Raw genomic sequence first — 26,104 nt, 5'->3', positions numbered from 1 at the left:
TTCAGGCGGTGGCGGCATCGTCGTGCTGGCGTTTCCCGCTGCGCCTCGTGCTGCGCTTCTTCGGCGCCAGCATGGTGCCGGTACATCCCGGCGTGCCGCAGCGGCAGGCGAACAGCTTCTTGAGCGCCGGCGTGTGGCGCTCGTCATAGATCAACGCGTAATTGTAGTTCAACTCCTCGCCTGGCTCGATGTCGCGCATCGCGTGGATGTAGACCCGGCCCTCGTCCTCGAAGGCTTCGCAGTTGGGCGAGCAGGCATGGTTGATCCAGCGCGCCGCGTTGCCGCGGCTGCCGCCGTCGATCACGCGGCCATCCGCCAGCGTGAAGTAGAAGGTGTGGTTGACCGGTCCGCCGGCCTGCGCCGCGCGCGCGGTCGCCTCGTCCCAGCTGATGCGCTCGCCCCGGTATTCGATGATGCGCTCGCCGGCGGCGATCGGCCAGAGCGCGAACACGCCATTGCCGTGGATGGGAGACTTCCTGACTTCGTAGGCCTTGGCGGCGGCGTTACGTGCTCTGGTGCTCATCGGGTCCTTGGGTGGGCATGTCGAGCACGTATTATGGCGCCAATCGCCCGCGCGCTGCCGCACATTTTGAAGCGCGGCGGCAAGTTCAGGCCGGGACCGGGCGCCCGCCCTCGCAAGGCAGCATCCCGGCGCTGGACACCAGGCGCTCGGTGCTCCAGCCGTCGCCGAGCAGGACCATCCGGCCATGGAAATCGTCGCCCAGCGATTGCGCGGCACATGGCGCCTGCTGGCGCAGCTTCTTGTCGCGCAGCGCCACGTAGAGCAGTTCGCGCCGGTGCGCGAGCGAGCGCCAGAGCGCATGGGCGCCGGCCGACTGGCGCGCGCCGCTGATCAGGCAGTTGCCGCCCTCCAGCCACCAGCGGTAGACCGCGCTCGCGAGGCCGCGGCGCTGGTAGGCCGGCCCATACTTGGAATGCGGCGCGCGCAGGTGGCGGTCGGCGCGCCGGTCCAGCTCCACCAGGCGGTTGAACACCGTGTAGCCGGCCAGGCGCCGCAGCTGGACGTCCTCCACATAGACATAGTGTTCGCCGTCCGCTTCCCGGTGGCGAAACACCAGGCCCGGATATTCGCCCGGCGCCACCGGCACCGTGGCCAGCGCGTGCAGCCGGTGGCCGGGACGCTGCATGCGGCGGTACAGCTCGTCGAGTTCGCGCCCCAGGTCGTCGGGGCGGTGCACCACGTCGATCCTGAGCTCCGCCGGGCGGCGCCAGCCCCAGCCGAATCCGGGCGCCAGGATCGTGTCAGCCATCGTCGGCTCCGCAGCGCGGTACCCAATGACCGCTCAGCAGCTGGCGCGGGCGCGCACGCGCCAGCACCTGCGCGCTGCATTCCCAGCGGTCCTGCTGGACCGCGAGTCCGGCGAACACCCCGTAGCCGTCGCCGGCGCGGATCTCGTCGGCGGCCTGCAGGCTCTCGCCGGCCCGGATCGCGCCCGCGGCCAGCACGGCGCCGTTGGCCTTGATGCCCCAGGCAGCTTCCAGGTGTCCGCCGCTTTCGATGGCGCCGCCCGACTCGATGCCGCGCCCGGCACGGATCGGCCCCTGGCCGGTGATCGCGCCGCCCGCCCGCATGCCCTGTTCGCAGCGCGCCGGACCGCCCAGCACGATCTCGTGCCCCGCGCTGCAGTCGCCGTCCAGCGAGAGCGCGCCGCCACAGGCGATGTCCCAGCCGGCGCGCAGGTTGCCGCCGACACGCATGTCGCCCAGCACATGGATGCCCCAGCCGGCATCGACCTTGCCCGCGGCCGCGAGCTTGCCGGCGCACTGGATGCCGCCGCCGGCCCGGATGTCGTCGCCGCCCTCGATCGACACGCCGGCCCGGATGCCGCCGCCGGCGCGGATGGCGCCGCCGGTCCTGAGCACGGTATCGATCTCGATATTGCCCTTCACCTCGAGCGAGCCGGCGAACACCAGGGCCTCGGCCTCGATCGCGTCGACCGTCATCACCGCCGAGGTCGGGCCGAACTGCGCCAGCAGCCAGCAGGCGTCGTCCACCCGGCCGGCGGCGACCAGGGCGTCGAGCAGGGGCTGGTAGTCGCTGCCCTGCGCATGGTGCTGCAGGAACCAGCGGAAGCCCTGCGCACAGGGGCGCTTCGTCTTGATGAATTGTTTGTTCAGGTCCATGTGATTCTCGTCGTGCATGCAAATCGGCCGCGGCGCCTTGCCGGATCGCGGCCGGCGGCAGTATCGGCCAGATCGGCGCGGCTGCCTATTCGTCCACGGGCGTAAGGGAAACCCTTATCGGGACGGCGCCACGCGGTGCAGGCCGTCGTCGCGTTGTTGGTGACATGGCTGGCAGCGTCGAACCCCGGCGCGGGCCCGTGGGCCCGCCGCGCATCGACGGCCCTCCGGTCCCTCCCGTATAATGAGGCGCCGGTGGCCACCACCTCGGCAGCCCGCACAGGGGAAGCCCCAAGCCCAGCGTGCCCCAGCCGGCGCGCATCCGAGGAATCCGACATGTTCGATCTCCGTGCCATCCGTGCCGCCTGGCTCGGCGGCGCTTTCTGCCTTGCCTACGTCGTTCTCGACGCGACCAGCGGTCCCGAGGCGCGCCACCAGACCATCGCCCCGGTCTGGCATCCCGCGGCGGGCCTGGCGCTGTTCCTGGTCCTGCGTTGCGCACGCCAGGCTGCCCTGCCCGTGCTCCTCGCCGCCCTGCTGGCGGCCGCGATCACGCCCGCCCTGCCGGAGCGTCCGGCATTCTCGCTGCTGATCGGATTGCTGCCCCCGGCCATTTACCTGGCGGTCGGCACGGCGATGCGCCGCCACCTGCCCGGCAGCGCCTTCCATGCCAGCCACCAGGGCCTGCTGCTGTGGGCGGTGTTCGCCACCATGGGCAGCCTGGGCGGCGCCGTCGCCTATGCCACCGTGCTGCACGGGCCGGAGGCGTTCGCCACGCGCGGATGGCTGGACGTGGTCGCGCGCTATGCGATCGCCGAGACCGCCGGCATGCTAGTGGTGGTGCCGATCTGCCAGTTCCTGCTCGACGGGGAGCTGCGCGCGGCCTATCTCGGCCGGATCCTGCGCCGGGAGACCGCCGCCTACATCGCGCTGATGGCCGCCGTGCTGGCGGTGGCGCTGCAGCGTCCGGCGCCGGAATCGCTGGTCTATTACCTCCTGATCCTGCCGCTGGCCTGGTCGGCCGCGCGCCAGGGCATGGCGGGTGCGGTCACGTCCGCCCTGGTGCTGGAGATCGGCGTCACCGTGGCCTCGCTGCGCCCGATCGCCTACGCCGCGCAGATGCCGGACGTGCAGATGCTGGTGCTGACCCTGACGCTGTCCGGCTTCCTGATCGGCATCGCGGTGGACGTCGCGCGCCGCGCCAGCCACGAACTACGCCATTCGCTGCGGCTGGCGGCGGCCGGCGAGATGGCGGGCGCGGTCGCGCACGAACTGAACCAGCCGCTGACGGCCCTGTCGATGTATGGCAGCGCCTGCGAGCGCCTGTTGGCGCGCGGCGACAGCGAGGAACTGCTGCAGAAGACCATCCGCGCCATGGTCGCGGAATCGCAGCGCGCCTCGGAAGTGCTCAAGCGCCTGCGCGAGTTCTTCCGTACCGGGACCACCGCCCTCGCGCCGGTGGCCCTGCCGGCACTGGTGGGCGACATGCTGGCCTCGTTCGCGGACCAGGCGGCGCGCGAAGGCGTGCACCTGGAGACGGGTCCGCTGCCCGACGCCTGCGTGCTGGGCGACCGGGTGCAGCTCGAGATCGTGCTGCGCAACCTGCTGTCGAACGCGATCCATGCGGTGGCCTCGATGCCGGCCGGGATCGAGCGCCGGATCGCGGTGGAGGCCGGGGTGGAAGCGGAGTCGGTGTGGATCCGGATCGCCGACAACGGCCCGGGCATCGCCGACAAGATCCGGGCGCGCCTGTTCGAGCCCTTCATCTCGCTGAAGTCGAGCGGCCTGGGTCTGGGACTGGCGATCAGCCGCGCCATCATCGAGACCCACGGCGGCGCACTCAGCGTCGAGCCTGGGCGCCACGCCATCCTGAAAATCACCCTGCCGGCCCACAGTGGGGCCGGCGAAAGGACCACCTGACATGGATCGCCCCGACACCGTGTACATCGTCGACGACGATGCGGCCGTGCGCGATGCGCTCGGCCTGCTGCTGAGCCTGCACGGCTACCGGACCGCCTTCTTTTCCGACGCCGACTCCTTCCTGCGGGCCTGGACGAGCGAGGCCAGCGGTTGCCTGCTGCTCGACATCCGGATGCCCGGCATGGATGGCTTGAGCCTGCAGAAGAAGCTGCGCGAGCTGGGCAGCCGCCTGCCGGTCCTGATCATCACCGGGCACGGCGACGTGCATTCGGCGCGCGCGGCGTTCCGCTCGCAAGCCGTCGATTTCCTTGAAAAGCCGCTGCAGGAAGGGCCGCTGGTGGCGGCGATCGAGGAAGCCCTGGCACGCGCGGCGGCGCGCCAGGGCGAGGGACGGGCCTCGCCGGACTACCTGAAACGCCACGCCAGCCTCACCCCGCGCGAGCGCGAGGTGATGGAACTGGTCGTGACCGGCCGGCACAACCGCGAGATCGCCGGCGAACTCGGGATCAGCGTGCGCACCGTGGAAGTGCACAAGTCGCGGGTCATGGAAAAACTGCAGGTGGACTCGATCGCGGAGCTGGTGCGCCAGCACCTGCAGAACCCGATCGGGTGACCGGGCCACGCACGCTCACCCGACGCTCAGACGACGCGTTGCGCCTCCCCGTACGGCACGGGCGGCGTGCCGCCAGGCTGGGCCGCCACGGCGACCTCGCCGAACATCAGCTGTCCGGCCAACAGCGCCGCCAGCGTGGCGGCCATGGCCTTGAGTACGTTGCGCCGCCATTGCGCCCTGCGCTCCAACAGGTGTTTCGCAAGGCGCCGCTTGCTGCGCCGCTCCACCCTCTGCTCCATGCGCTGCTTGGCGCGCAGCGCCGCATCCCGGCCAAACAATCCCGGTCGATACATTGACATCGATATTCCTCCAGTTCGCCCCTGGCGGGGCATCGTCATGCCGCGGCCTCCGGGCCGCGGATCGTGGTCGCCAGCAAGCTCGGAACCTGCAGCGCAGCGCGTAGACAGCCGGCGCCGGCGCAAGCCCGAGCCAGCGCGAGGCCGGCGTGGCCTCGCGTCCGGCCTGACCGGTAGATGACGGTGGAAGTAAGGGGCATCATGCCGTCCACTGTGGCGCGTGGCCGGCATCGGGAAGCAGCGGGGCCAGCGAGGCCAGCGCCGGCGCAGGCGCCGTGCGTGCCGGCTCTTCCACGCCGACGATGTCGACCTGCATCGCATGCCCGTGCGGCAGCTCGATCGCGACGCTGCATCCTTCGGCATGCCCGAGCAGCCCCAGTGCCAGCGGCGACAGGATGGTCACCCGCGCCAGCAGGACGTTCGCGTCGTACGGGCAGGCGACCAGGATCGAGCTGGGGTCACGCGCGCCAGCCGCCAGGTAATGGACCGTCGCGCCCAGCGCGACGCGGCGCGGCGCCGTGTCGGTCTCGGGCAGCGGCAATGCCGTCGCGAGCAGGCTTGCGAGCCTGCGGCCGGAGAAGTCGCGCGCGTCGGCGCCGATGCCGTGCTCGCGCGCGAAGCGATGGAGGATGGCCAGGTCGTGCTGGCTCAGGTACTGCTGGGACCACATACGATGCCTTTCCCAGCCAGCGCAGGGCTGGCCGACAGTAAGGAAACCGGCCGCAGGCCGGGGTTCGGGCCGCGCACGCACGGCAGCAACAGCAGGTCGCACCCGGTGCGGGCCAGCAGCGCACGCACGTGCGCCCGCCAGCGCCACGCCGCCCATGGGCCGCTCGCGGCCTGGGACAGCACCAGCACGTCCGGCCGCGCCATGGCGGCATGCCCGGCCACCACCGCGTGCCACGGCTGGCGCTGCAGCGCGAGCATCGGGCGGACCTCGCCCTCTTCCAGCTGCGCGGCGAAGCGCTGGCCGGCCGCGCGCGCGGCCGCTTCGCTGCGGCGGCGGCAGGCATCGAGCGCGGCGTCGCCGACGCCCGCGGCGCGCATGCTGCCTTCTCCGCTGACGCGGCAGCCGTGCAGGAGCGTGAAGCGCATCGGGGGCAGCATGCCCATGGCGCGCCGCAGGTTGTCCAGCGAAGAGCGCGAGAGGTCCGTCGGGAACAGCGCATGGCCGCCACGATAGGGCCGCGGCAGGCTGCTACGCACCAGCAGCACGGGGCGCGCCCCGCCGTCGGACACCCTGAGCGCCCCGAGCGCGCGCTCGGCGTTGTGCCTCACTGGCCAGCAAGGATGCGCTTGCCAGTGGAGCACGAGCATTTCGCCGCCAGGCAGGAGCGCGCCAGTCTCCATTGGCAGCGAGCAGGTTTTGGTGACCACATCATTCCTCCTTGATCGATGCTTGCTTGTTGCGTTCTTCAGGCTGCCAGGCGCCGGTCGCTGCCGTCGCCCTGCCGGTCAGGCCCCACGAGCAGGTCGCACGCTCCCTCGTCCATCAGTTTTTGCATCACATTGCTGCTGGACAGCCGCGCGCCCGGATGGCAGGCGCCGCGTCCCAGCACCAGCAGGTCGGCCTGCTGGCGCCGCACGCAGTCACGGATGACGTCGGCCGCACGTCCGGCATGCACTTCGCGCCGGCCGGGAGGCACATCGCGCAGGAACAGCGCGACGAACTCGTCGAGTTTCCTGCGCGCGGCTTCCCAGCCCTGCTCGCGGTAGGAACGGATGACGCGCGCCGGCACTTCGAGGTCGTGCATCATGGCTGTTTCCGGCTGCTGGAAGGCATGCACGAAGACAAAGCGCGCGTCGGGCGCGAGCAGCGCGGCCGTGCGCGCCGCCGCCAGCGAGGCGCGCGAGAAGTCGGTGGCCACCACCACGCTGCGGTAATCGTGGCGCGGTTCGCCATGCACCAGCAGCACGGCCCCCCGGCACAGGCGTACCACGTCGGCGTCGCGCGAGGGCCGCGCCCATAGCGGCAGGTGCGGCCGGCCGCTGCCCGCCATCAGGGTCAGGTCGGCCCCGATGCTGTCGGCGGTGCCGGCGATCACGTCGGCCGGGCGGCCGCGCCGGACCGTCCACACCTTGTCCAGCTCCCCGGGGGCGGCGAAGGCGCCGAGCTCCCTCGCCTCGCCGTCGACCAGCGCCCTGAGCCTGCCGCCGTCGACCTGGACGTGGCTGTAGGCGGTGGCGGGACGCACCCCGGTGCCGGCCCAGCGCAGGGCCAGCACGTCGAAGGCATCGATGCCCAGCGCGGGCCCGAGCAGCGCGGCCCGCGTTTCGACCCGTCCGGGATGGGTGCCATGAATGGCCAGCAGGATCCGGTCGATGCTACGCACGGCGCCCTCCCTGGACGGCCTTGTCCGGGGCGTAGCGCGCGAGCGCCGCGACCAGCTGCCGGCAGGCCAGCTCCAGTCCTTCGCGCAGGGCCGCGGCATCGCGCGTCGGCACGGTGGCCGCGGCCTCGATGGCGTCGCGCAGCGGCAGCAGCTCGCGCGCCAGGTCGGCGTGGCCGTAGCGGCGCGCGTGCGCGAGTTCGACCGCGGCGCGCCGGCGCGCGTGCGCCAGGTCATCCAGCGCGTCGTCCAGCTGGCGCCGCAGGGCCGCGCTACGCCGCCCTGCGGCGGCGATGCGTTCCACGGGGCCGGGCTGCGGCCCGGGCGCCGGCTTGTGCTCTTGATCGCTCATGGCTTCTCCTTCTTGCGTTGGTGACAGGTGACTGGTGACGGGGAGGCCCGACGCCGCGCTCCAGCCGCGCACCGGCATCGGGCGGGACATCAGCACGGCAGGTGTGGCGCCGGCTGCACCTCGACGATTTCAAGGCGCAGGCTGCGTCCGAGCGCGAGCTCGATGTCGACCATGCAGCCCTCGGCGTGGCCAAGCAGGCCCAGCGCAAGCGGGGCCAGCACCGGGACGCGCGGCACCATGGCCTGCGCATCCTGGGGGCAGGCGATCACGATCGAATCGATGTCGGCGCCTCCCGGCAGGCGTGGATGGACGCCGGTGCCGCAGGAAGCGATGCGGTAGCGCACGCTCGACCCGAGCGCGACGCGGCGCCTCCCGCCGCCGCCGGCGTCGCCGCCGGGAAGCGCGCGCGAAAGCGCGGTCAGGCTCGCGAGGCGGCGCACGGCGGCCTCGATCCGTTCGGGATCGGACGAGCGCGCCCGTATGAGACGTGTCAGGACAGCCAGGTCGCGCTGGCTGAGGTAGGTTTGGGTACACATGGTTTGCCTTTCCCAGCCCGATGCGGGCTGGCCAACAGGAACGAATGGCGTGCCGCGGCACCTGCTTCGGCAGGTGCGCAGCGCTTCAGACGATGCTTGTGGTGGACGCTCGGGAGAGCCCGGAGGCTCTCGCCGAGCTCAGGAGAGGCAGGCGAGATCGCGCGTCGAACGCTGCGCGAGACGGGCGTGGAAGACGCTCAGCCCAAGCAACAGCGGATGGTGGCGGAAATGGTCCGCGACCCGGGCAGCGCGGGCGGCACCAGCGGCACCAGCGCGCGGGGTTCGCACGCTGGAGGTACAACGGATGCCGTGATGGAGGATGCTGCGCATGTTCGGTTCGGAACTCATCGGATTGGATACCGGACCAGTATATACCACCTGTTTTTTTCGTCAACCGAGCCCACGCCGGTCACCGGGCACCGGGCGCGCCGCCGCATGGGAGAACCGTTCAGGCTGGGAACTCTTCCTCGCGGTATTCCACGCCCTGCCCCTGGCCGTCCGCGGCGGCGCGTCCGGCTTCTTCCCGGCGCAGTTCGACGCGCCGGATCTTGCCCGAGATCGTCTTGGGCAGCTCGCGGAACTCGATGCGCCGGATGCGCTTGTAGGGCGCGAGGCGCTCGCGCGCGAAGGCGAACAGCGCACCGGCCAGCTCGCGCGAAGGCGCGACGCCCTGGCGCAGCGTGATGAAGGCCTTCGGCACCGACAGCCGCAGCGGGTCCGGACTCGGTACGATGGCCGCTTCCAGCACGTCCTCGTGCTCGATCAGCACGCTTTCCAGTTCGAACGGGCTGATCCGGTAGTCGGACGACTTGAACACGTCGTCGTTGCGCCCGACGTAGAAGTAGTAGCCATCGCCATCCACGGTGGCGGTATCGCCCGTGTGGTAGTGGCCGGCGCGCATGACGGCGGCGGTCTTTTCCTCGTCGCCCTCGTAGCACAGCATGAGGCCGAGCGGGGCCGGATCGAGCGCGAGCGCGATCTCGCCTTCCTCGGCCGGCTGGTCGTCGATGTCGAGCAGTTGCACCCGGTAGCCCGGCAGCGGCCGGCCCATCGAACCGGGCTTGACCGGCTGGCCGGGCGGGTTTCCGATCTGGCAGGTGCTCTCCGACTGGCCGAAGCCGTCGCGGATGCGGATGCCCCAGGCCTGCTCCACCTGCTCGATCACTTCCGGATTGAGCGGTTCGCCCGCACCCACCAGTTCGCGCAGCGGCGGGCGCCAGGCCGACAGGTCTTCCTTGATCATCATGCGCCACACGGTGGGCGGCGCGCACAGCGAGGTGACGCCGCAGCGCACGATGGTGTCCAGCGCGGCCCTGCTGGAAAAGCGCTCGTAGTTGTAGACGAAGATGGTGGCGCCCGCGTTCCAGGGCGCGAAGAAGCAGCTCCACGCGTGCTTGGCCCAGCCCGGCGAGGAGATGTTCCAGTGCACGTCTCCCGGCTGCAGGCCGATCCAGTACATCGTCGACAGGTGGCCCACTGGATAGCTCTGGTGGCTGTGCAGCACCAGCTTGGGCTTGGCCGTGGTGCCGGAGGTAAAGTACAGCAGCAGCGGATCGGTGGCGCGGGTGTCACCCTGCGGACTGAACACCGACAGCACGCCGCGGCTGTCCTCGAAGTCGCGCCAGCCTTCCGGCTTCGAGGCCGCACCCTGGCAGCCGACCGCGATACGGGTGAAACTGCCCGCCATGCCCTCGAACTTGTGCGCTTCCGAGGCCAGGGCCACGACATGCCTGACCTGGCCGCGCTCGAGGCGGTCCTGCAGGTCGGCGCGGGAGACCAGCATCGTGGTCGGCACCAGCACCGCGCCGAGCTTGATCCCGGCCAGCATGGTCTCCCACAGCTCGACCCGGTTCGGCAGCATCAGCAGCACTCGGTCGCCCCGGTTCACGCCGCACAGGCGCAGGTACTCCGCCACCTGGCTGGAGCGCGCCGCCATGTCGGCGAAGGAAACCTTGTGCTCGCTGCCGTCCTCCTCGACCACCCAGAGCGCGGGCGCCCCGTTGTCCTTTGCCATCTGGTCAAAATAGTCGAGCGCCCAGTTGAAGCGGTCGAGCTGAGGTGCGCGGTAGTCGCAATAGGCGGTCTCGTAGTCGAGGCGGTGCTGCAGCAGGAAGTCGCGCGCCTGCAGGAAGCGCTGGGTTGGCGTCATGGTGTCTCCTGGTCAGTCCCGCTTCAGGGCGGTCACGCGCATCTCGCCGGCCGGCTCCATCATGTCGATCACGCGGCAGTCGCCACACATGCGCAAACGGTCGAGGTGGCCGCTGAAGGCCGGGTGCGCCGCCAGCCGGCCGAGCATGTTCTCGACCATCTGCAGCGTGCCGAACGGCTTGTCGCACCGGATGCAGTGGAAGGGCTGCGATTCGTTGAGCACCACCGCCCCCTTGCGCGTCTCCTGGAAGGACAGGCGCGGTACCAGCGTGATCGCGTCTTCGGGGCAGGTGCTGGCGCACAGGCCGCACTGCACGCAGTTCTGCTCGATGAAGCGCAGCAGCGGTGCGCCCTGCCCGTCCTGCAGCGCGCTCGCCGGGCAGGCGCCGACGCAGGACATGCACAGGCTGCAGGCCTTGCGATCGACCTCGAGCGCCCCGAAGGGCGCGCCGGCCGGCAGCGCCACCTGGTCCGGCCGGCGCGGCGCGTGCAGGTGGAGGTGGGCCAGCGCGTAGTCGAGCGTGTTGCGCTTGTCGTTCGCCAGGTGGAACACGGCCGGCTCGGCGGGCACCTGGCCGCGCGGGGCATGACGCAGCGCCAGCGCCAGTTCTTCCGCTGCGCCGACCCGCAGCAGCTGCACGTGCGGCCCCTGGTAGCCGAGACCGTCGAGCACCGCCTGCGCGATCTCCAGCTGCCGGTCGAGCGCGGCCACGTACTGGGGCGCTTCGTGGCCGGTCATCAGCACCGCGACCCCGGCTGCCCCGTAGGCCACGGCGGCCAGCCAGACATCGATGCCGGTCGATGCCGTGTGCTGCAGCGCGAGCGGGATGATCCGGCCCGGCACGGCCTCCCCCAATTGTCCCAGCAGGGCCGCGCCCTGCTCGGGATCGTGCAGCAGGAACACCGGCTCGGCGCCGCCGGCCTCGCGGAAGGCGCGCAGCGCCGCCTGCATGCGCCTGCCGGTGAGCGCGGCCGGCGGGTAGGCGTAGCTGATGGCACCGGTCGGGCAGACGGTGGAGCAGGCACCGCAGCCGGCGCACAGGTAGGGATTGACCTTGATCCGGTCGCCGTCCCCGGCAATGGCCTGAGCCGAGCAGATCTCGATGCAGGCGCTGCAGCCCTTCTGCCCGTTGCGCCCATGGGCGCAGCTGCGCTCCTTGTAGGCGAAATACTTCGGTTTCTCGAACTCGCCCACCATCTCGCGCATGGCCTCGACCGCTTCCAGCCGGGCCGCATCGTCGTAGCCGGGTGCATAGTAGCCATGCGGGCGCTGGTGGCTCGGAATCAGGCGGCTTGGTGCCAGGTCGAGGACCAGGTCGTAGCGGCCCTGGCCGGCCGGCTGGCCAGGCGCCTGCCAGCGCGCCTCGAAGGCGCCCAGCCAGCCAGCCAGCGCCACCGCACGCGCCACGTGCACCGGATACGGCCGGGACGGCAGCGTGTCCTGCTGGTCGAGCAGCAGCACGGTGACCGGCAGGCTCGCCGCCAGGCGGTCGGCCCAGGGCAGGGCCTGCTCCGCGGAGCCGACCACCAGCGTGCGGCCGGCCGAGCGGTAGTCCACGGTGAGCGTGGCTTCGTAGGGGGGAAACGCGTCGGCGGCCAGGATGGCGGCGCTCCTGGCCTGGGCGTCGCGGCCCTCCTGCAGCGGGTCGGTCGGTGGATGCTCGGTGAATCGGATGTTCATGCGTTCCCTTGTGGTGTGGACGGTGGCGCCGGCGCGGCCTCGGGCGAGGCTCCATCTGCCTGGTTCGGGGCCTGGGCCTGCGCTGCGGCAGCCCCGCCGTCGGCCGCCTGTTCGCCGAACAGCCGCGACAGCACGTCGGGGGCATGCTTGAGCGAAGCCAGCACTTCCGGTGCGAGCGGCGCCGCCTGGTTATAGTCGTGCATGTAGAGGTCGAGTCCGTCGACCAGGTTGAAATGCGGATCGGTAAACAGTTTTTTCAGGGCCAGGCGCTGCACCGACTTGTCGACGCCCCTGGCCACGAAGGCGGAAAAGTCGGCCTCCGGGGTGAGGCAGGCCGCGTCTTCCAGGGTCGGCAGGGGACGCTGCTCCTGCGCGGTGTCGGCGCCGCCGGCGGGCGCCCGGAGTGTGCCTGCCTCGGCCGCGGCCGCGGGCGGCCGGGCGATTGCGGCCCCGCGTGACGGCGCGTTCGGCGCACGGTCGGGTGCGGCGGACTCTTGCTCGCCGCCGCCGGATTTCAGGCGCGCCCAGCGCCGCAGGAAGCCTTCGTCGGGCATCGTCGTTCCGCTCATCCGTGCTGGTGGCCGCGCCGGCCCCTCGGCCGGGGCTGGTAGTGTTCGCGCAGGTAGGCGGCCAGCCAGGCGTAGATGTCGGCGGGCATGGCCACGCCGTCGGCCTGTTCTCCCGAGTCGAACATGCGCGTGCCTTCGACGTAGCTGACCGAGGCGCGCACCGGGACCGCCTTGCCCTCCTCCATGCGCCACAGCACGAAGACCTTCGATTCCGGCGACATGCAGTTCTCGTAGTAGCCCTCGTGCTCGTCGGTGTACAGCTCGAGCTCGAGTCCGGACACCAGGTAGTAGTCGCGGTCCGGGCTCTCGCTGAGCACCTGCAGGCGCGGCAGGTCGCCACGGTCGGGCACCACGCCCACGGCGCCCCAGGCCTCGTCGGCCCAGCGGTGCTGCACGGTGCGGCGCTGCATGATCACCGCGATCGGCATGCTTGCCATCTTCATTGCTTGTTCGCCGTCTTGGGACTGTGTTCCTTCTCGACCGCCGGACCCACGCCTTTCGGCACGGACCTGGTCGGCACCTTCTTCACGTCCTCGCTGGGCGCCGCGGTGCCGAGTTTCTCGCTCTTGATCGGGACGTTGGCCGCATTCAGCGCCTGCCGGCTGAGCGGGGCCGCGCCGGTGGCGGGTGCGGCCGCGGCCGAGCCCGGCGCGGCATTGGCCGGCGCTGCCGCGGGCATGCCCGCGTTCGGCGGCGTGACGCCCGGCGGCACGGTGCCGGCGGCCGCGGCAGCGCGGGCCGCGCCCGGTGGCGCATTGCCCGGCGCCTGCGGATTGGCGACGGCGCCCGGCGCAATCGTGCCCGGGCCGGCGATACCGGCTGCGCCTGGTGGCGGCGCCACGCCCGGGGCGGCGCCGGCCGGCACGGCCGCGCCCGGGGCGGCGGAAGGCGTTGCAGCCGGGGCCGCGGCAATCGTCACCGGCGGGTTGATGCGCCAACCCTTCGAGGGTGCCTGCGCGCGCCAGCGGTTGCTCAGGGCGTCCATCGTGGCCATGAGCGCTTCCTTGTCCTTGGCGGCCTTGGCGTCGGCCGCCGCCTTCTTGGCCGCGGCTTCCTGCTGCTGGGCCGGCGTCAGCGCCGGCAATGCAGCCGAGGCGGCGCCGCCCCAGGCCAGCAGGCCAGCCAGCGCGACGCGTAGCCAGCGGTGGTGATATGGCGTATTCATTGCTTCGCTCCCAGTGTGCCTGGCGCCGCCGGTCCCTGCGGTGCGGTATTGGTGGCGGGCGGCGCCTCGACCGTGCCCGGGGCGGGTGCCGCCGTGCGGCCGTGGTCGCCGGGCTGGGTCTGGGTGCCTGGCTGGGCGCCCGAAGGCGGGGTCACGCCCGAGGTCGGCCCCTGGCCGGTTTCCTGCACGCTGCCGGCAGTGGCCGCGCCGCCCGTGGTGCCGCCCGCGCCGCCCGCGATGCCGGGCTGGCCCCCAGCATAGGTCGCGTCGGTCACCGGTTTGGGGGTGCTGGCGATGATGGCGCCGCTGCTGCGTCCGCCCGCAGAGACCTGGCCGGGATACTTGGTCTGTTCGATGCCGCCCACGCTCGGGTTGCGGCCACGGTCGCAACCGCTGGCGGCCAGCGCCAGCACGGCCAGCGCGCCATGGGTCAGGATGGTAGTTGCTTTCATGGTGTACCTCATGGGCCGCTCAGTGCGCGGGACCGGGTCGCGGAGAAGAGCGGCCCGGGACCTTGTCGGGATGCGGCCGGTGCGCCGGATCGGTGGCCGTGCCGTTCCTGACCTCTTCATGCCACAGGGCGTGGTGGGCGGCGGCCCAGTTCTCGTCGACCGTTCCCTCGCGCATGGCCTGGTAGGCGCCCGGCGTGCCCCAGGTGCCGATGTAGATGTGGCCCATGGCCGCGGCGATGTACAGGGCGGCGCCGCCGATATGCAGGTAGTTCGCCACCTGCAGCACCCAGCGGGTCTGTCCGAAGGTGACGAAGTCGAGGATCAGGCCGGAGATCGACATCACGATGCCCAGCAGCGTCACGCCGAGCCAGAACCAGGCCTTCTCGCCAGCATTGAAGAAGCCGGCCGGCACGTGCTTGTGCGACACCAGTCCCCCACCCTGCTTCACCCACTGCCAGTCGTTCCGGTTGAAGAAGTTGCGCCGCACGAAGGTAATGAACATCAGGATCGAACACACGATGAACAGCGGCCCGACGAAATTGTGCAGGTACTTCGAGATGATGGCGAACCAGGAAAACAGGTCGTGTCCCATCCAGGGCAGCATGATATTCTTGCCGTACATGATGATGATGCCGGTGACCGCCAGCGCGATGAACGTATAGGCCGTGGCCCAGTGCACATGGCGCTCCCAGGCGGTGAAGCGCTTGATGCGCCGCCCGGACGCCGGCACTTCCTTGGCCGCGCCGATGATCTGGTAGAACACGAAGATCAGGAAGGGCACCACCAGCAGGATGAAGCCGGCGATGCTCGCCAGCGGGCCGTTGCGCAGGTGGCGCCAGGTGTTGCCGCCGCGCTGGACGATGACATTCGCCTCGGTGGCGCCGTACTGTCCCAGGAAGTGGCGGTCCATATGGACCCGGCCCGACGCCGCATTGCCCATGCCGGGTTCGGGCACGACGGAATCGGCTTCGATCTGGAGCATGGTCTGCTCCTCGGCGTAGGCGGGCTTGGCATCCTTGTTCGGTACGCCGGCCCAGGCGGACGGGAGCAGCAGCACGGAGACCAGCAGGACCAGCAGCAGCGCCTGCCAGACGGGGAGCTTCGCGCGCAGGGAAGTGGCGGACATGGTCGGCTCCTTACGGGTTGGCCCGGTTGTACTCGTTCTGCTTCATGCCGCGGTTCTGGACGGCGGCCGACCAGGCCAGCCGGTCGTTGTGGAAGCGGGTCTGGAAATGCCGGCTGTCTTCCTTGCCGGCGTATTTGCCGTGCAGCCATTCGGGATGCTGGTCGACTTCAAGGCAGCCTGCCAGCAGCAGCGGCAGCGCGAGGACGGCGTAGCGTAGGCGCTTCATTGCGGGAACCTCCCCGGCTGGTTCTGCACGTCGCCGGTTTGCTGGTTGACACGCGGCAGGTCGCCCTTGGTCTTGATCTCGCCGCCCCGCTTCGGGCGGCCGTACGCGATCTTCCAGCCCCACAGCTCGGGACCGTAGCCGCGCGTCTCGACGCGCTGGCGGTAGATGTCGGCGATCTGGTTGGCCTCGCCGCCCAGCAGGGCCTTGGTGCCGCACTGCTCGGCGCAGGCCGGCAGCTTGCCCTCGGCAATGCGGTTGCGTCCGTATTTCTTGAACTCGGCTTCCGAGGTATCCGGTTCCGGACCGCCGGCGCAGAAGGTGCACTTGTCCATCTTGCCGCGGTGGTTGAACATGCCGGTTTCCGGGAACTGCGGCGCGCCGAACGGACAGGCGTAGTAGCAGTAGCCGCAGCCGATGCACTGGTCCTTGCTGTGCAGGACGATGCCGTCCTCGGTGTGGTAGATGCAGTTGGTCGGGCACACCGCCAGGCAGGGCGCGTCGGTGCAGTGCATGCAGGCCACCGATACCGAGCGCTCGCCGGGAATGCCGTCGTTGATGGTCACCACGCGGCGCCGGTTGATGCCCCAGGGCGTTTCGTGTTCGTTCTTGCATGCGGTCACGCAGCCGTTGCAGTCGATGCAGCGCTCCGTGTCGCAAATAAATTTCATCCTTGCGGCCATACCATCCTCCTCCGCTTGTTGGTGATGCGCACTAGGCCTTGACGACCCGGCACAGCGACACCTTGGTTTCCTGCATCATCGTCACGGCGTCGTAGCCGTAGGTCCAGCCCGTGTTGATGGCCTCGCCGCGCACGGTGGGCGCGCCGCCCTCGGGATAGTGGCGCTCCAGGTCTTCGCCCATCCACCAGCCGCCGAAGTGGAAGGGTGCCCAGACCAGCCCGATCGGCACGCGCTCGGTGACCATCGCCATCATCTTCAGGCGCGCCCCGGTCGGAGTCTCGACCCAGACGTAGTCGCCGATCCTTGCCCGGATCTGGGCCGCGTCGCGCGGGTTGATCTCCACGAACATGTTCTGCTGCAGCTCGGCGAGCCACGGGTTGGAACGGGTTTCCTCTCCGCCGCCTTCGTACTCGACCAGGCGCCCGGAAGTCATGATCAGCGGATAATCCTTCGAGTAGTCGACTTCCTGCACCGACTTGTACAGGGTCGGCAGGCGCCAGAAATTGGCCTTGTCGTCGTAGGTCGGGTACTTGGCGACCAGGTCGCGCCGCGGCGAGGCCAGCGGCTCGCGGTGGACGGGCACCGGGTCGGGGAAGTTCCACACGTTGCAGCGGGCCCGTGCATTGCCATAGGGCGCGCAGCCGTGGGCGATGACGACCCGGATGATGCCGCCCGAGTTGTCGGTCTTCCAGTTCTTGCCCTCGGCCATGGCCTGCTCCTGGGGCGTCAGTTCGGCCCACCAGCCGAGCTTCTTCAGGAACACGTGGTCGAACTCCGGGTAGCCGGTGTCCAGCTGGCTGTCCTTGTTGGCCGAGCCGTCGGCCGCCAGCAGTGAGGAGCCGTTGTGCTCGACGCCCCAGTTGGCGCGGAAAGGCATGCCGCCCTCGCCCACGCTCTTGTTGATGTCGTACAGGATCGGGGTGCCGGGATGTTTCATTTCCGGCGTACCCCAGCACGGCCACGGCAGGCCATAGTAGTCGCCCTTGCACGGACCGTCGTCGGCGCGCATGGTGGTCGGGTTGAAGGTGTGCTTGTTCTCCATGTGGAGCTTGAGGCGCTCGGGCGAGCAGCCGGTGTAGCCGATGGTCCAGCACGAGCGGTTGATCTCGCGCAGGATGTCCTCGACCACCGGTTCGTTCATCACGACCTTGATGTTCTTGCACAGTTCCTCGTGGAAGCCGAACTTCTTGGCGAACAGGTACATGATCTCGTGGTCGGTCTTGCATTCGAACAGCGGCATGATGACGCGTTCGCGCCATTGGATGCTGCGGTTCGAGGCGGTGCACGAGCCCGAGGTCTCGAACTGCGAGGCGGCCGGCAGCAGGTAGACGCCATCGGTGCGGCCGTGCATCGACGCCGTCATGCTCGGATAGGGGTCGATCACCACCAGCATGTCGAGCTTCTGCATGGCCGCCTTCATGTCCGGCAGGCGGGTCTGGCTGTTCGGCGCGTGGCCCCAGTAGATGACCGCGCGCAGGTTGCTCGGCTGGTCGATGTACTTGTTCTCTTCGTTCACCGCGTCGAACCAGCGCGACACCGTGATGCCGGGCTTTTCCATCAGCTCCTTGGAGCCGAAGCGCGACAGGATCCAGTTGTAGTCGACGCCCCAGACGCTGGCGAAATGCTTCCAGGCACCCTCGGCCAGGCCGTAGTAGCCGGGCAGCGATTCGCCGTTGGGCCCGACGTCGGTCGCGCCCTGCACGTTGTCGTGCCCGCGGTAGATGTTGGCGCCGCCGCCGGGAACACCGATGTTACCGAGCGCCAGCTGCAGGATGCACAGGGCGCGCACGTTGGCGGTGCCCACGTGGTGCTGGGTGATGCCCATGCACCAGACCACCGAGGATGGCTTGTTCTTGGCCAGCATCTCGGCCGCCATGCGCACCGAGGCTTCCGGCACGCCGGTGATATCCGAGACCTTGTCCGGGGTCCACTTCGCAACCTCCTTGCGGACATCTTCCATGCCCCAGGTACGGGCCGCGATGTATTCCTTGTCCTCCCAGCCGTTCTGGAAGATGTGCCACAGGATGCCCCACACCAGCGGAATGTCGGTGCCCGGCCGCACCCGCACGTAGTGATGGGCAAAGCGCGCGGTGCGGGTGAAGCGCGGGTCGATGACGATCATCTTCGCACCCAGCTCCTTGGCGTGCAGGAAGTGCAGCATCGAAATCGGGTGCGCCTCGGCCGGGTTGGAACCGATGAACATCACGGCCTTGCTGTGGTGCAGGTCGTTGAAGGAATTCGTCATCGCCCCGTAGCCGAAGGTCTGGGCCACGCCCGCGACCGTGGTCGAGTGGCAGATGCGCGCCTGGTGGTCGCAGTTGTTGGAGCCCCAGAACGAGACCCATTTGCGCAGCAGGTAGGCCTGCTCGTTGCTGTGCTTGGAACTGCCGATCACCATCAGCGCATCCGGCCCCGCCTTCTGGCGCAGGTCGAGCAGCCGGTCGCCAATCTCGCTGATGGCCTGGTCCCAGGAGATGCGCTGGTACTTGCCGTTCACCAGCTTCATCGGGTAGCGCAGGCGGTGCTCGCCGAAGGCGTGCTCGCGCACCGAGGCGCCCTTGGCGCAGTGCGCACCCATGTTGATGGGCGAATCGAAGGCGGCTTCCTGGCGCACCCAGACGCCGTTGGCGACCACCGCGTCCACCGAGCAGCCCACCGAGCAATGGGTACAGACGGTACGCTTGATCTCGGTGGGTACCGGGGCGTCCGGCGCCGAATCGGCCCGCGCCGGCTCGATCACGTTCAGCGGCAGTTGCCGGGCCAGGGCGCCGGCGCCGGCGGCGACACCGGCGCCGACCAGGAAGCGGCGCCGTTTGAGTCCGCTGTCGCGGACGGACTTGACTAGGGACATGCTGGCTCTCCGATTGCGCGCGATGCCTTGCGCCGATGTGTCAGTTCAGCCTTCCGCATCACCAGTAGGCGGCGGTCTCGTAGTAGCGGCGGATATGCTCGGTTTCGTGGTAGCCGCGCTTGGTCCCGGGTGCCGCCGGTGGCGCCGCGGCCGGCGCGTCGGCGGCCTGTGCGCTGCCCGCCACCACGGCCAGCGCGCCCAGCGGCGCGGCCTTCAGGAAGCCGCGGCGGCCGCGGTCGGGCGCGGCCTGCGCACCGTCTTGCTTGTCCTGCGGATGCTGTTCCATGCCTGTACCTCTTCTGTGCTCAAACGGGTGAATCTGCGAGTGCCTCCCCGACCACGAAGGCTTCGGCCTCGATGGCGAGGAAGGCGCCGGCCAGGCGCGCGACCAGCCGGTAGTAGTTCGCCCCCTCGGCTGCCGCGATATCGGCCAGGCAGCGCGCGTACCAGGGCGCGATGTGGGCGTCGAAGAAGGCCTGCTGGCGCGCCAGCGGCTGGCGGGCGATCGCCAGCGGCGCCGGCGCCCCTGCGATCAGCACGCGCATGATCTCGCACAGCGCGCCAAGGTGGTCTTCGAATTCGCCCACGCCGCGCACCCGCTGCAGGCCGCAGCGCGCCAGGTCGGCGCGCAGCTCGGCCAGCGGGGCGTCGTTCATGTAGCCGGCCAGGTAGCGCGAGCCGTAGGGATTGACGGGCGGCGTGCCGACACTGATGAAGAGCTGGTCGAATTCCTCGGCCACCGCGGCCGGGTCCATCACGCTGGACGCCAGCGTGAGCGCTTCCCAGGCCTGCTCCAGGGCCGGGTCGCCACCTTCGGCCGCGATCGGATCGGCATGCGCCAGCGCGAACAGCAGCTGCGTATCGGGCGCCGCCAGCAATAGGCGTGCCAGCAGGGCGTACAGGTCCGCGCGCGCCTGGTCTTCGCCGGAGAGCGCAAGCACGACTGGTACTGTGGCGGGCGCGGCTGAAGCGGAAGGACGGCCGACCTGGGGCGCCTCGGAAAGGGACACGGTGCTGCTCTCCTGTGTTAGCAAAGGGTTATGGCCAGTGTAGTCCTCCTATGCGGTGGACCGCGCACGGTTGACCGGCCCGCGACAACGGATGGTGTCCTGCCGACCCGTCGTCGTCCCGCCGTCGTCCCGCTAACGCATGCCGAGCGCGTGCATGAGCATGCGCAACGCATAGGCCACCGCCGCCAGCGCCGACACGCCGCCCAGCCACAGGGCGGCCAGCCACCCCAGCCTGCGCATCCACTCGCGCCTGCCGGCCATCAGTGGTACCCCGCGTCGGCCTTGACCTTGCCCCGGAACACCCAGTACGACCAGCCCGTATACATCAGGATAATGGGCAGGATGAACAGGGTGCCGACCAGCGCGAAGCCCTGGCTGCTCGGGGGCGAGGCCGCTTCCCAGATCGAGATCGCGGGCGGCACGATGTGCGGCCAGATGCTGATCGCCATGCCGGTGTAGCCGAGGAAGATCAGGGCCAGGGCCGCCACGAATGGCACCCGGTGCGGGTCCCGCTTGAGCGAGCGCAACAGCAGGACAATGAAGACCAGCACCAGCACCGGCACCGGCGCCAGCAGCACGATGTTCGGGAAGCTGAACCAGCGCTCGGCCACCGCCGGGTCGCGCAGCGGGGTCCAGATGCTGACGACGACGATGGCGGCCAGCAGCATCAGCGCGAAGGGACGCGCCACCTGCACCATGCACGCCTGCAGTTCCCCCTCCGTCTTCATCACCAGCCAGGTGGCGCCCAGCAAGGTGTAGGCGACCATCACGCCGGCGCCGGCCAGCAGCGGGAAGGGCGCGATCCAGTCGAGCGGCCCGCCGGCATAGCTGCGCCCGGACACGGCGATCCCGTCCAGGAAGGCGCCCAGCGTCACGCCCTGGAAGAAGGCCGCCACCACCGAGCCACCGATGAAGGCGGCGTCCCAGCGCCCCCGTTCGTGCTCCTTGGCCTTGAAGCGGAACTCGAAGGCCACGCCGCGGAACACCAGGCCGACCAGCATGAAGATCAGGGGCAGGTAGAGTCCGGACAGGATGATCGAATAGGCCACCGGAAAGGCGGCCAGCAGGCCTTCCCCGCCCAGTACCAGCCAGGTCTCGTTGCCGTCCCAGACCGGGGCCACGGTGTTCATCATGGTGTCGCGGTCGCGCTTTTTCGGCGTGAAGGGGAACAGCAGGCCGATGCCGAGGTCGAAGCCGTCCAGCAGCACGTACATGAAGACGGCGAAAAAGATGATCACTGCCCAGATGACGGTGGTGTCGATGCCCATGCTCAGCGCCCTCCCCTGCCGTCCTCGGACAGGTCGTCGTCGTTGTCCACGTCGGCCGCGGACAGCGGCCGCATCGGCGTGCGTTCCTCGCCGGGCCCGCCCTCGGGCGGACGCTGCAGCTCGAAGCGCTGCGGCCCCTTGCGGATCATGCGCAGCACGTACACGGTGCCGGTGCCGAACACGAACAGGTAAGCCACCACGAACAGGGCCAGGGTCAGGGCCAGCGGACCGGCCCCATGGGGTGACACGGCGTCGGCGGTACGCAGCACCCCGTACACCACCCAGGGCTGGCGCCCCACCTCGGTGGTGGTCCAGCCGGCCAGGATCGCCACCAGCCCAGCCGGCCCCATCCACAGCGCGAAGCGCAGGAAGGGGCGCGCACGCCACAGGCGCGCCTCGCCATCGCGCTTGCGCCGCAGCCACAGGCTCCAGGCCCCCAGCGCGATCATCAACAGGCCCAGGCCCACCATCAGGCGGAAGCTCCAGAACACGATCAGCGAATTCGGACGCTGGTCACGCGGAAACTCTTTGAGTCCGGGGATCTGTCCGCTCCAGCTATGGGTCAGGATCACACTGCCCAGGTGCGGGATGCCGAACGCGTATTTCGTCCGTTCCTGCTGCATGTCGGGCACGCCGAACAGCAGCAGCGGGATGGCGCGCCCGCCTTCGTTCTGCCAGTGGCCCTCCATCGCCGCCAGCTTGGCCGGCTGGTGCTTCAGGGTGTTCAGGCCGTGGAAGTCGCCGACCACGGCCTGGATCGGGGCCACGATCAGGATCAGCCACATGGCCATCGACAGCATCTTGCGCACCGCCGGGTTGTCGCGCCCGCGCAACAGCTGCCAGGCGCCTGATGCGCCCACGATCAGGGCCGTGGTGAGGTAGGCAGCGATCACCATGTGCACCAGGCGGTAGGGAAAGGACGGATTGAACACGATCGCCAGCCAGTCGGCCGGCACCATGCGCCCACCCTCGATGGCATAGCCCTGCGGAGTCTGCATCCAGCTGTTGGCGGCCAGGATCCAGGTGGCCGAGATCAGGGTGCCGAGCGCCACCGCGCAGGTGGACGCGAAGTGCAGGCCGGGGCCGACCCGGGTCCAGCCGAACAGCATCACGCCCAGGAAGCCCGCTTCCAGGAAGAAGGCGGTCAACACTTCGTAGGACAGGATCGGCCCCATGATGCTGCCGGCGAATTCGGACAGGTAGCTCCAGTTGGTGCCGATCTGGTAAGCCATCACGATGCCCGACACCACGCCCATGCCGAAGGTGACGGCGAAGATCTTGAGCCAATAATGGTAGAGGTCGACATACACCTGGCGCCCCGTGCGCAGCCAGCACAGCTCGAGCACGGCCAGGTAGCTGGCCATCCCGATGGTGATGGCCGGAAACAGGATATGGAAGGACATCGTGAACGCAAACTGCACCCGCGCCAGGTCCAGGGCGGACAAACCGAACATGCGGACTCCTCCTGCTGCGATTTCGTTCGCAGCTTGTTCAAAGCTGCCGTCGTGTGGGCAGAATCTAGCATGGACGGTGGGTGCGCACGCTTGCGCCGCTGGGTTTCCTTGCCCACGGCGAGCCGCAGCGGGCCATGCGCCGCCCTGATCCACCTTAACCAGAGGCAATACTCCCAGGAAAGCGCGGCAGCATTCGGCTATAGTGGGCCCGGTCTCCCAGCCGCCAGCGATGGGTACGCAGGCTGGGTTCGCACCTGGTCCTTGCCGCATACGGGAGCTTGCATGAGGAACGAGCACAATGAGGTGGCCGGGCCGGACGCCGGCGCGCAGTTGCTGGCGCGGATCGTCTCCACGCTGGCAAGCTGTGGCGGCGAGGCCGCCGTCCAGCCCCTGATCGACCTGGTCGGCAGTCCGCTCGCAGGGGACGCCGTGTTCGCCGCCAAGCGCGCCGCCCTGACTGGCCTTGGCGGCCTGGCGCGCCGCAGCGGCAGTCCGGCGGCGCTCGGCTTCCTGCGCCAGGTGGCTGGCGACATGGTGGTGGCACGCGCGCTGGCAGCGCTGCAGGCCCCGGTGGAGAGGGCCGAGGCGGCCACGGCGGGCACGGCGCCGCGCAGCCTGGACACGCTGGCGGGCGAACTGGCCGTGTCCGCCACGATCGGCCTGGTGCTTTCCGGTTCGCCCGAACCGGTCGCAGCCATCTATAATGGCTGCGTCAGCACTCCATTCCATTCCATGAACCAAGCCATTTCGCTGGCCGGCGACGCACCGGTCTCCATCCAGGCCCTCAAGACCAGCTGCAGCGCGTGCAGCATGCACCAGCTGTGCCTGCCAATGGGACTCGAAGACGCCGACATCACCCGCCTCGACCAGATCATCGGCCGCCGCCGGCGCCTGGCGCGCGACGAGCGCCTCTACGGCGCTGGCGAGCCCTTCCGTAACCTGTACGCGGTGCGCTTCGGGCATTTCAAGACCTACCAGCTGAACGCGGCCGGCGAAGCCCAGATCACCGGCTTCCAGATGGCCGGCGAACTGCTGGGCATGGATGCGATCAGCGGCAGCCACCATTGCGACGCGGTGGCGCTGGAAGACAGCGAAGTGTGCGAGATTCCGTTCTCGCGCCTGGAAGAGCTGTTCGGCGAGGTGCCGGCCCTGCTGCGCCACTTCCACCGCATCATGAGCCAGGAAATCACGCGCGAGCAGAACGTCATGCTCCTGCTGGGAAACATGCGTGCCGAACAGCGCTTCGCGGTGTTCCTGGTCAACCTGTCGGCGCGCTACGCCGCGCGCGGCTACTCGGCGCACAGCTTCCAGCTGCGCATGTCGCGCGAGGACATCGGCAACTACCTGGGCCTGACCATCGAGAGCGTGAGCCGCCTGCTGTCGCGCTTCAAGAAGCAGGGCTGGCTGCAGGTCGACAAGCGCGAAGTCACCCTGCTCGATCCGGCCAAGCTGAAGGCGCTGGCGGCCGGCCTCGATGCGTGCAGCCCGATGGGCTAGCCGGATTCGCCATGGCGGCCGAACCCCTGCTCGCGCTGCACCTGCGCAGTTACGGCGAGCAGCGCGACGCCGACCGCCATAGCCATGCCCAGCTGGTGCTTCCGGTCAGCGGCGAGGTCGCGCTGGAGATCGAGGGACGCTTCGGCCGGCTCGACCCGCTGCACGGCGCCTTCGTGGCGCCCGGCGCCTGGCATTCGCAGTGCAGCACCGTGGCCAACCGCTCGCTGATCCTCGACCTGGGCGCACCCGGGTTCGAACAGGGTCGCTGGCAGCACCTGCTGGAGCGGCCCTTCACCGCGATCGGACCGGCAGCGCGCAAGCTGGTCGAATTCATGGGCATCCTCGTCAGCGGCGGCGCGCCCGCCCCGTCCATCCTGCAGGGGTGGACGCCGCTCCTGCTCGACACCCTGGCGCTGGGCGCCCCGCAGCCGGCCTCGCGCCTGGCCGCCCTGCTGGCGCGCATCGAGGCCGAGCCCGGACTGGCATGGACCACCGACAGCATGGCGCGCACGGCGGGCGTGAGCGTCAGCCGCCTGCATGCCCTGTTCCGCGACCAGTACGACACCACGCCGCACGGCTGGCTGCTGCGCTGCCGCCTGCAGCGCGCCTGCGACTGGCTGGCCGGGAGCGAGCGGCCGGTGGCCGAGATCGCGCTGGCAGCCGGCTTCTCGGAACAGAGCGCCCTGACGCGGGCAATGCGGCGTGCGCTGGACACGACGCCCGCCGCCTACCGCCGCGCACGGCGAGAGAAGCGGTCAAACCCGCAGTAGCGCCGGTCAAGAAAACCGCGGCAATCCGATCGACAATCTCCGCTCACAGGAGATTGCCATGCGTTCACGGATTCAGACCATACCCAGCCCCGCCCGCCGCGGCATCGGCGCAGGCATGGGCACAGGCATCGGCGCAGGCGTCGGCGCCGGCGCCTTCTGGGGCCTGGTGTTCCTCGCGCCCAAGCTCGCGCCCGGCTTCACGCCCCTGCAGCTGTCGGCCGGCCGCTACCTCGCGTACGGCATTGTCGCCGCCGTGCTGGTCGCCCGCGCCTGGCCACGACTGGCCGGCATCCTGGGCCGGGCCGAGTGGCGCGGCCTCGCCTGGCTCAGCCTCGTGGGCAACATCGTGTATTACCTGTTCCTGGCCCAGGCCGTGCAGGCGGGCGGCGTGGTGATGACGTCGATCGTGATTGGCCTGCTGCCACTGGCCGTGACCCTGGCCGGGACCCGCGAACACGGCGCGCTGCCGCTGCGGCGGCTGGCGCCTTCGCTGCTGCTGGGCGGTGCCGGCCTGGCCTGCATCAGCTGGGACTCCCTGCGCCCGGGAGAAGGCGGCTCGGCGCTCGGCCTGGCGTGCGCCATCGGCGCGCTGGTCTCGTGGACCATCTACGCAGTAGCCAACCGGCGCTGGCTGGCGCGCCTGGACGGCGTGTCGGGCCAGGAGTGGAGCGCGCTGATGGGCGTGATGACGGGCGCCCAGGCGCTGCTGCTGGCGCTCCCGGCCTTCCCTCCCGACGGCGCCGTGCACACGGGCAGCGAGTGGCTGCAGTTCCTGGTGGTCGTGACGGCGGTGGGCATTTTCTGTTCCGTCGTCGGCAATGCGCTGTGGAACCACGCCAGCCGCGCCCTGCCGATGGCGCTGATGGGACAGATGATCGTGTTCGAGAGCGTGTTCGCCTCGCTCTATGGCTTCGTGTGGGAAGCGCGCTGGCCGCGACCGCTGGAAGCTGCCGCGCTGGCGCTGCTGCTGGCCGGCGTCGCTTCCTGCGCCGCCGCCCACCGCGATTGACGCATGCCT

30 protein-coding genes are annotated in these 26,104 nt (G+C 70.0%); 5 read left to right on the top strand and 25 right to left on the bottom strand.

The features are described from left to right. Nucleotide 1 precedes the first annotated feature (1 nt). The 3 genes from LE190_RS05120 to LE190_RS05110 all read right to left on the bottom strand — a co-directional run bounded on the left by LE190_RS05120 (nt 2) and on the right by LE190_RS05110 (nt 2,145). Entirely contained in the window at nt 2-523 is a 522-nt protein-coding gene (locus LE190_RS05120; RefSeq protein ID WP_225237669.1) for an SET domain-containing protein, read from the bottom strand. A gap of 85 nt (nt 524-608) precedes the next feature. After that, entirely contained in the window at nt 609-1,271 is a 663-nt protein-coding gene (locus tag LE190_RS05115) for an N-acetyltransferase (RefSeq protein WP_225237668.1), read from the bottom strand. After that, nucleotides 1,264-2,145 carry a hypothetical protein gene (locus tag LE190_RS05110; RefSeq protein ID WP_225237667.1) on the bottom strand — a complete coding sequence of 294 codons (882 nt, stop codon included), beginning with the start codon at nt 2,143-2,145 and terminating at the stop codon, nt 1,264-1,266. Before LE190_RS05110 ends, LE190_RS05115 begins: the two co-directional genes overlap by 8 nt. Nucleotides 2,146-2,478: 333 nt before the next feature. On the opposite strand from LE190_RS05110, the gene LE190_RS05105 reads away from it, so the two are divergent. Together LE190_RS05105 and LE190_RS05100 are read left to right on the top strand one after the other, a co-directional pair. Further along, nucleotides 2,479-4,062, top strand: coding sequence for a sensor histidine kinase (locus LE190_RS05105; protein ID WP_225237666.1), 1,584 nt, complete (start codon nt 2,479-2,481; stop codon nt 4,060-4,062). Nucleotide 4,063: 1 nt separating this feature from the next. Then, nucleotides 4,064-4,675: a response regulator transcription factor gene (locus tag LE190_RS05100; RefSeq protein ID WP_225237665.1), complete on the top strand. Its 612-nt coding sequence runs from the start codon at nt 4,064-4,066 to the stop codon at nt 4,673-4,675. 26 nt (nt 4,676-4,701) lie between these two features. Here the strand turns inward: LE190_RS05100 and LE190_RS05095 are convergent, their stop codons facing one another. From LE190_RS05095 to LE190_RS04990, 22 genes are all read right to left on the bottom strand, one after another. Next, complete coding sequence (locus LE190_RS05095) at nt 4,702-4,974, bottom strand: hypothetical protein (RefSeq protein ID WP_225237664.1); 273 nt, start codon at nt 4,972-4,974, stop codon at nt 4,702-4,704. Between the two features lie 196 nt (nt 4,975-5,170). Next, on the bottom strand, nt 5,171-5,641 hold the full coding sequence (locus LE190_RS05090) for a GreA/GreB family elongation factor (protein WP_225237663.1): 471 nt from the start codon (nt 5,639-5,641) through the stop codon (nt 5,171-5,173). Further along, nucleotides 5,620-6,249: a hypothetical protein gene (locus LE190_RS05085; protein ID WP_225237662.1), complete on the bottom strand. Its 630-nt coding sequence runs from the start codon at nt 6,247-6,249 to the stop codon at nt 5,620-5,622. The genes LE190_RS05090 and LE190_RS05085 overlap by 22 nt, the downstream gene beginning before the upstream one ends. Nucleotides 6,250-6,386: 137 nt before the next feature. Continuing rightward, nucleotides 6,387-7,304 (bottom strand): universal stress protein, encoded by a 918-nt coding sequence (locus LE190_RS22005; protein WP_225237661.1) that lies wholly within the window; start codon nt 7,302-7,304, stop codon nt 6,387-6,389. Beyond that, a complete protein-coding gene (locus LE190_RS05075) occupies nt 7,297-7,653 on the bottom strand; it encodes a nucleotide exchange factor GrpE (protein ID WP_225237660.1) in 357 nt (118 codons plus the stop codon). The genes LE190_RS22005 and LE190_RS05075 overlap by 8 nt, the downstream gene beginning before the upstream one ends. A gap of 89 nt (nt 7,654-7,742) precedes the next feature. Then, complete coding sequence (locus tag LE190_RS05070; RefSeq protein WP_225237659.1) at nt 7,743-8,189, bottom strand: hypothetical protein; 447 nt, start codon at nt 8,187-8,189, stop codon at nt 7,743-7,745. A gap of 138 nt (nt 8,190-8,327) precedes the next feature. Continuing rightward, complete coding sequence (locus tag LE190_RS05065) at nt 8,328-8,519, bottom strand: hypothetical protein (protein WP_225237658.1); 192 nt, start codon at nt 8,517-8,519, stop codon at nt 8,328-8,330. A 118-nt stretch (nt 8,520-8,637) separates the two neighbouring features. Beyond that, complete coding sequence (locus LE190_RS05060; RefSeq protein ID WP_225237657.1) at nt 8,638-10,338, bottom strand: AMP-binding protein; 1,701 nt, start codon at nt 10,336-10,338, stop codon at nt 8,638-8,640. A gap of 12 nt (nt 10,339-10,350) precedes the next feature. Next, the gene (locus LE190_RS05055; protein ID WP_225237656.1) at nt 10,351-12,018 is read right to left on the bottom strand and encodes a 4Fe-4S binding protein; all 1,668 of its coding nucleotides are present in this window, start codon (nt 12,016-12,018) and stop codon (nt 10,351-10,353) included. Beyond that, a complete protein-coding gene (locus LE190_RS05050) occupies nt 12,015-12,587 on the bottom strand; it encodes a DUF3306 domain-containing protein (RefSeq protein ID WP_225237655.1) in 573 nt (190 codons plus the stop codon). Before LE190_RS05050 ends, LE190_RS05055 begins: the two co-directional genes overlap by 4 nt. Beyond that, nucleotides 12,584-13,030, bottom strand: a complete 447-nt coding sequence (locus LE190_RS05045) for a DUF3305 domain-containing protein (RefSeq protein WP_225237654.1) — start codon at nt 13,028-13,030, stop codon at nt 12,584-12,586. Before LE190_RS05045 ends, LE190_RS05050 begins: the two co-directional genes overlap by 4 nt. Beyond that, complete coding sequence (locus LE190_RS05040; protein WP_225237653.1) at nt 13,027-13,752, bottom strand: hypothetical protein; 726 nt, start codon at nt 13,750-13,752, stop codon at nt 13,027-13,029. The genes LE190_RS05045 and LE190_RS05040 overlap by 4 nt, the downstream gene beginning before the upstream one ends. Beyond that, nucleotides 13,749-14,204: a hypothetical protein gene (locus LE190_RS05035; protein WP_225237652.1), complete on the bottom strand. Its 456-nt coding sequence runs from the start codon at nt 14,202-14,204 to the stop codon at nt 13,749-13,751. Before LE190_RS05035 ends, LE190_RS05040 begins: the two co-directional genes overlap by 4 nt. A gap of 19 nt (nt 14,205-14,223) precedes the next feature. Continuing rightward, the gene (locus tag LE190_RS05030) at nt 14,224-15,330 is read right to left on the bottom strand and encodes a formate dehydrogenase subunit gamma (RefSeq protein ID WP_225237651.1); all 1,107 of its coding nucleotides are present in this window, start codon (nt 15,328-15,330) and stop codon (nt 14,224-14,226) included. 10 nt (nt 15,331-15,340) lie between these two features. After that, nucleotides 15,341-15,556, bottom strand: a complete 216-nt coding sequence (locus LE190_RS05025; RefSeq protein ID WP_225237650.1) for a hypothetical protein — start codon at nt 15,554-15,556, stop codon at nt 15,341-15,343. After that, on the bottom strand, nt 15,553-16,236 hold the full coding sequence (fdh3B, locus tag LE190_RS05020) for a formate dehydrogenase FDH3 subunit beta (protein WP_224947379.1): 684 nt from the start codon (nt 16,234-16,236) through the stop codon (nt 15,553-15,555). Before fdh3B ends, LE190_RS05025 begins: the two co-directional genes overlap by 4 nt. Before the next feature lie 31 nt (nt 16,237-16,267). Further along, complete coding sequence (locus tag LE190_RS05015; protein ID WP_225237649.1) at nt 16,268-19,087, bottom strand: formate dehydrogenase subunit alpha; 2,820 nt, start codon at nt 19,085-19,087, stop codon at nt 16,268-16,270. A gap of 58 nt (nt 19,088-19,145) precedes the next feature. After that, a complete protein-coding gene (locus tag LE190_RS05010) occupies nt 19,146-19,373 on the bottom strand; it encodes a formate dehydrogenase (protein WP_225237648.1) in 228 nt (75 codons plus the stop codon). A gap of 19 nt (nt 19,374-19,392) precedes the next feature. Further along, nucleotides 19,393-20,097: a TorD/DmsD family molecular chaperone gene (locus LE190_RS05005; protein ID WP_225237647.1), complete on the bottom strand. Its 705-nt coding sequence runs from the start codon at nt 20,095-20,097 to the stop codon at nt 19,393-19,395. 132 nt (nt 20,098-20,229) lie between these two features. Beyond that, complete coding sequence (locus LE190_RS05000; protein WP_307734673.1) at nt 20,230-20,337, bottom strand: DUF2474 family protein; 108 nt, start codon at nt 20,335-20,337, stop codon at nt 20,230-20,232. A gap of 20 nt (nt 20,338-20,357) precedes the next feature. Beyond that, on the bottom strand, nt 20,358-21,365 hold the full coding sequence (gene cydB / locus LE190_RS04995) for a cytochrome d ubiquinol oxidase subunit II (RefSeq protein ID WP_225237645.1): 1,008 nt from the start codon (nt 21,363-21,365) through the stop codon (nt 20,358-20,360). A 2-nt stretch (nt 21,366-21,367) separates the two neighbouring features. Continuing rightward, nucleotides 21,368-22,819, bottom strand: a complete 1,452-nt coding sequence (locus LE190_RS04990; protein ID WP_225237644.1) for a cytochrome ubiquinol oxidase subunit I — start codon at nt 22,817-22,819, stop codon at nt 21,368-21,370. A 732-nt stretch (nt 22,820-23,551) separates the two neighbouring features. Between LE190_RS04990 and fnr the strand changes: the two genes are divergently transcribed. From fnr to LE190_RS04975, 3 genes are all read left to right on the top strand, one after another. Continuing rightward, on the top strand, nt 23,552-24,316 hold the full coding sequence (gene fnr, locus LE190_RS04985; protein WP_225238055.1) for a fumarate/nitrate reduction transcriptional regulator Fnr: 765 nt from the start codon (nt 23,552-23,554) through the stop codon (nt 24,314-24,316). A gap of 11 nt (nt 24,317-24,327) precedes the next feature. After that, nucleotides 24,328-25,086 (top strand): helix-turn-helix domain-containing protein, encoded by a 759-nt coding sequence (locus LE190_RS04980; protein WP_225237643.1) that lies wholly within the window; start codon nt 24,328-24,330, stop codon nt 25,084-25,086. A gap of 115 nt (nt 25,087-25,201) precedes the next feature. Then, nucleotides 25,202-26,095, top strand: a complete 894-nt coding sequence (locus LE190_RS04975; protein WP_225238054.1) for a DMT family transporter — start codon at nt 25,202-25,204, stop codon at nt 26,093-26,095. Nucleotides 26,096-26,104: the final 9 nt, after the last annotated feature.

This window comes from Massilia hydrophila, assembly GCF_020208145.1.
GTDB lineage: Bacteria > Pseudomonadota > Gammaproteobacteria > Burkholderiales > Burkholderiaceae_D > Telluria > Telluria hydrophila.
The sequence above is the reverse complement of the archived record's forward strand: the minus strand, read 5'-3'. Positions and strand labels throughout refer to the sequence as shown.

Excerpts from the sequence above, each read along its gene's own strand:
- fdh3B (WP_224947379.1), bottom strand. The coding sequence starts at position 16,236 with ATGGCCGCAAGGATGAAATTTATTTGCGACACGGAGCGCTGCATCGAC.
- fnr (WP_225238055.1), top strand. The coding sequence starts at position 23,552 with ATGAACCAAGCCATTTCGCTGGCCGGCGACGCACCGGTCTCCATCCAG.
- LE190_RS05015 (WP_225237649.1), bottom strand. The coding sequence starts at position 19,087 with ATGTCCCTAGTCAAGTCCGTCCGCGACAGCGGACTCAAACGGCGCCGC.
- LE190_RS05065 (WP_225237658.1), bottom strand. The coding sequence starts at position 8,519 with ATGCGCAGCATCCTCCATCACGGCATCCGTTGTACCTCCAGCGTGCGA.
- LE190_RS05040 (WP_225237653.1), bottom strand. The coding sequence starts at position 13,752 with ATGAATACGCCATATCACCACCGCTGGCTACGCGTCGCGCTGGCTGGC.
- LE190_RS05105 (WP_225237666.1), top strand. The coding sequence starts at position 2,479 with ATGTTCGATCTCCGTGCCATCCGTGCCGCCTGGCTCGGCGGCGCTTTC.
- LE190_RS05030 (WP_225237651.1), bottom strand. The coding sequence starts at position 15,330 with ATGTCCGCCACTTCCCTGCGCGCGAAGCTCCCCGTCTGGCAGGCGCTG.
- LE190_RS05120 (WP_225237669.1), bottom strand. The coding sequence starts at position 523 with ATGAGCACCAGAGCACGTAACGCCGCCGCCAAGGCCTACGAAGTCAGG.
- LE190_RS05110 (WP_225237667.1), bottom strand. The coding sequence starts at position 2,145 with ATGGACCTGAACAAACAATTCATCAAGACGAAGCGCCCCTGTGCGCAG.
- LE190_RS05100 (WP_225237665.1), top strand. The coding sequence starts at position 4,064 with ATGGATCGCCCCGACACCGTGTACATCGTCGACGACGATGCGGCCGTG.
- LE190_RS05035 (WP_225237652.1), bottom strand. The coding sequence starts at position 14,204 with ATGAAAGCAACTACCATCCTGACCCATGGCGCGCTGGCCGTGCTGGCG.
- LE190_RS05115 (WP_225237668.1), bottom strand. The coding sequence starts at position 1,271 with ATGGCTGACACGATCCTGGCGCCCGGATTCGGCTGGGGCTGGCGCCGC.
- LE190_RS04975 (WP_225238054.1), top strand. The coding sequence starts at position 25,202 with ATGGGCACAGGCATCGGCGCAGGCGTCGGCGCCGGCGCCTTCTGGGGC.
- LE190_RS04990 (WP_225237644.1), bottom strand. The coding sequence starts at position 22,819 with ATGTTCGGTTTGTCCGCCCTGGACCTGGCGCGGGTGCAGTTTGCGTTC.
- LE190_RS05055 (WP_225237656.1), bottom strand. The coding sequence starts at position 12,018 with ATGAACATCCGATTCACCGAGCATCCACCGACCGACCCGCTGCAGGAG.
- LE190_RS04980 (WP_225237643.1), top strand. The coding sequence starts at position 24,328 with ATGGCGGCCGAACCCCTGCTCGCGCTGCACCTGCGCAGTTACGGCGAG.
- cydB (WP_225237645.1), bottom strand. The coding sequence starts at position 21,365 with ATGGGCATCGACACCACCGTCATCTGGGCAGTGATCATCTTTTTCGCC.
- LE190_RS05090 (WP_225237663.1), bottom strand. The coding sequence starts at position 5,641 with ATGTGGTCCCAGCAGTACCTGAGCCAGCACGACCTGGCCATCCTCCAT.
- LE190_RS05070 (WP_225237659.1), bottom strand. The coding sequence starts at position 8,189 with ATGTGTACCCAAACCTACCTCAGCCAGCGCGACCTGGCTGTCCTGACA.
- LE190_RS05075 (WP_225237660.1), bottom strand. The coding sequence starts at position 7,653 with ATGAGCGATCAAGAGCACAAGCCGGCGCCCGGGCCGCAGCCCGGCCCC.
- LE190_RS05000 (WP_307734673.1), bottom strand. The coding sequence starts at position 20,337 with ATGCGCAGGCTGGGGTGGCTGGCCGCCCTGTGGCTGGGCGGCGTGTCG.
- LE190_RS05045 (WP_225237654.1), bottom strand. The coding sequence starts at position 13,030 with ATGAAGATGGCAAGCATGCCGATCGCGGTGATCATGCAGCGCCGCACC.
- LE190_RS05095 (WP_225237664.1), bottom strand. The coding sequence starts at position 4,974 with ATGTCAATGTATCGACCGGGATTGTTTGGCCGGGATGCGGCGCTGCGC.
- LE190_RS05025 (WP_225237650.1), bottom strand. The coding sequence starts at position 15,556 with ATGAAGCGCCTACGCTACGCCGTCCTCGCGCTGCCGCTGCTGCTGGCA.
- LE190_RS05050 (WP_225237655.1), bottom strand. The coding sequence starts at position 12,587 with ATGAGCGGAACGACGATGCCCGACGAAGGCTTCCTGCGGCGCTGGGCG.
- LE190_RS05010 (WP_225237648.1), bottom strand. The coding sequence starts at position 19,373 with ATGGAACAGCATCCGCAGGACAAGCAAGACGGTGCGCAGGCCGCGCCC.
- LE190_RS05060 (WP_225237657.1), bottom strand. The coding sequence starts at position 10,338 with ATGACGCCAACCCAGCGCTTCCTGCAGGCGCGCGACTTCCTGCTGCAG.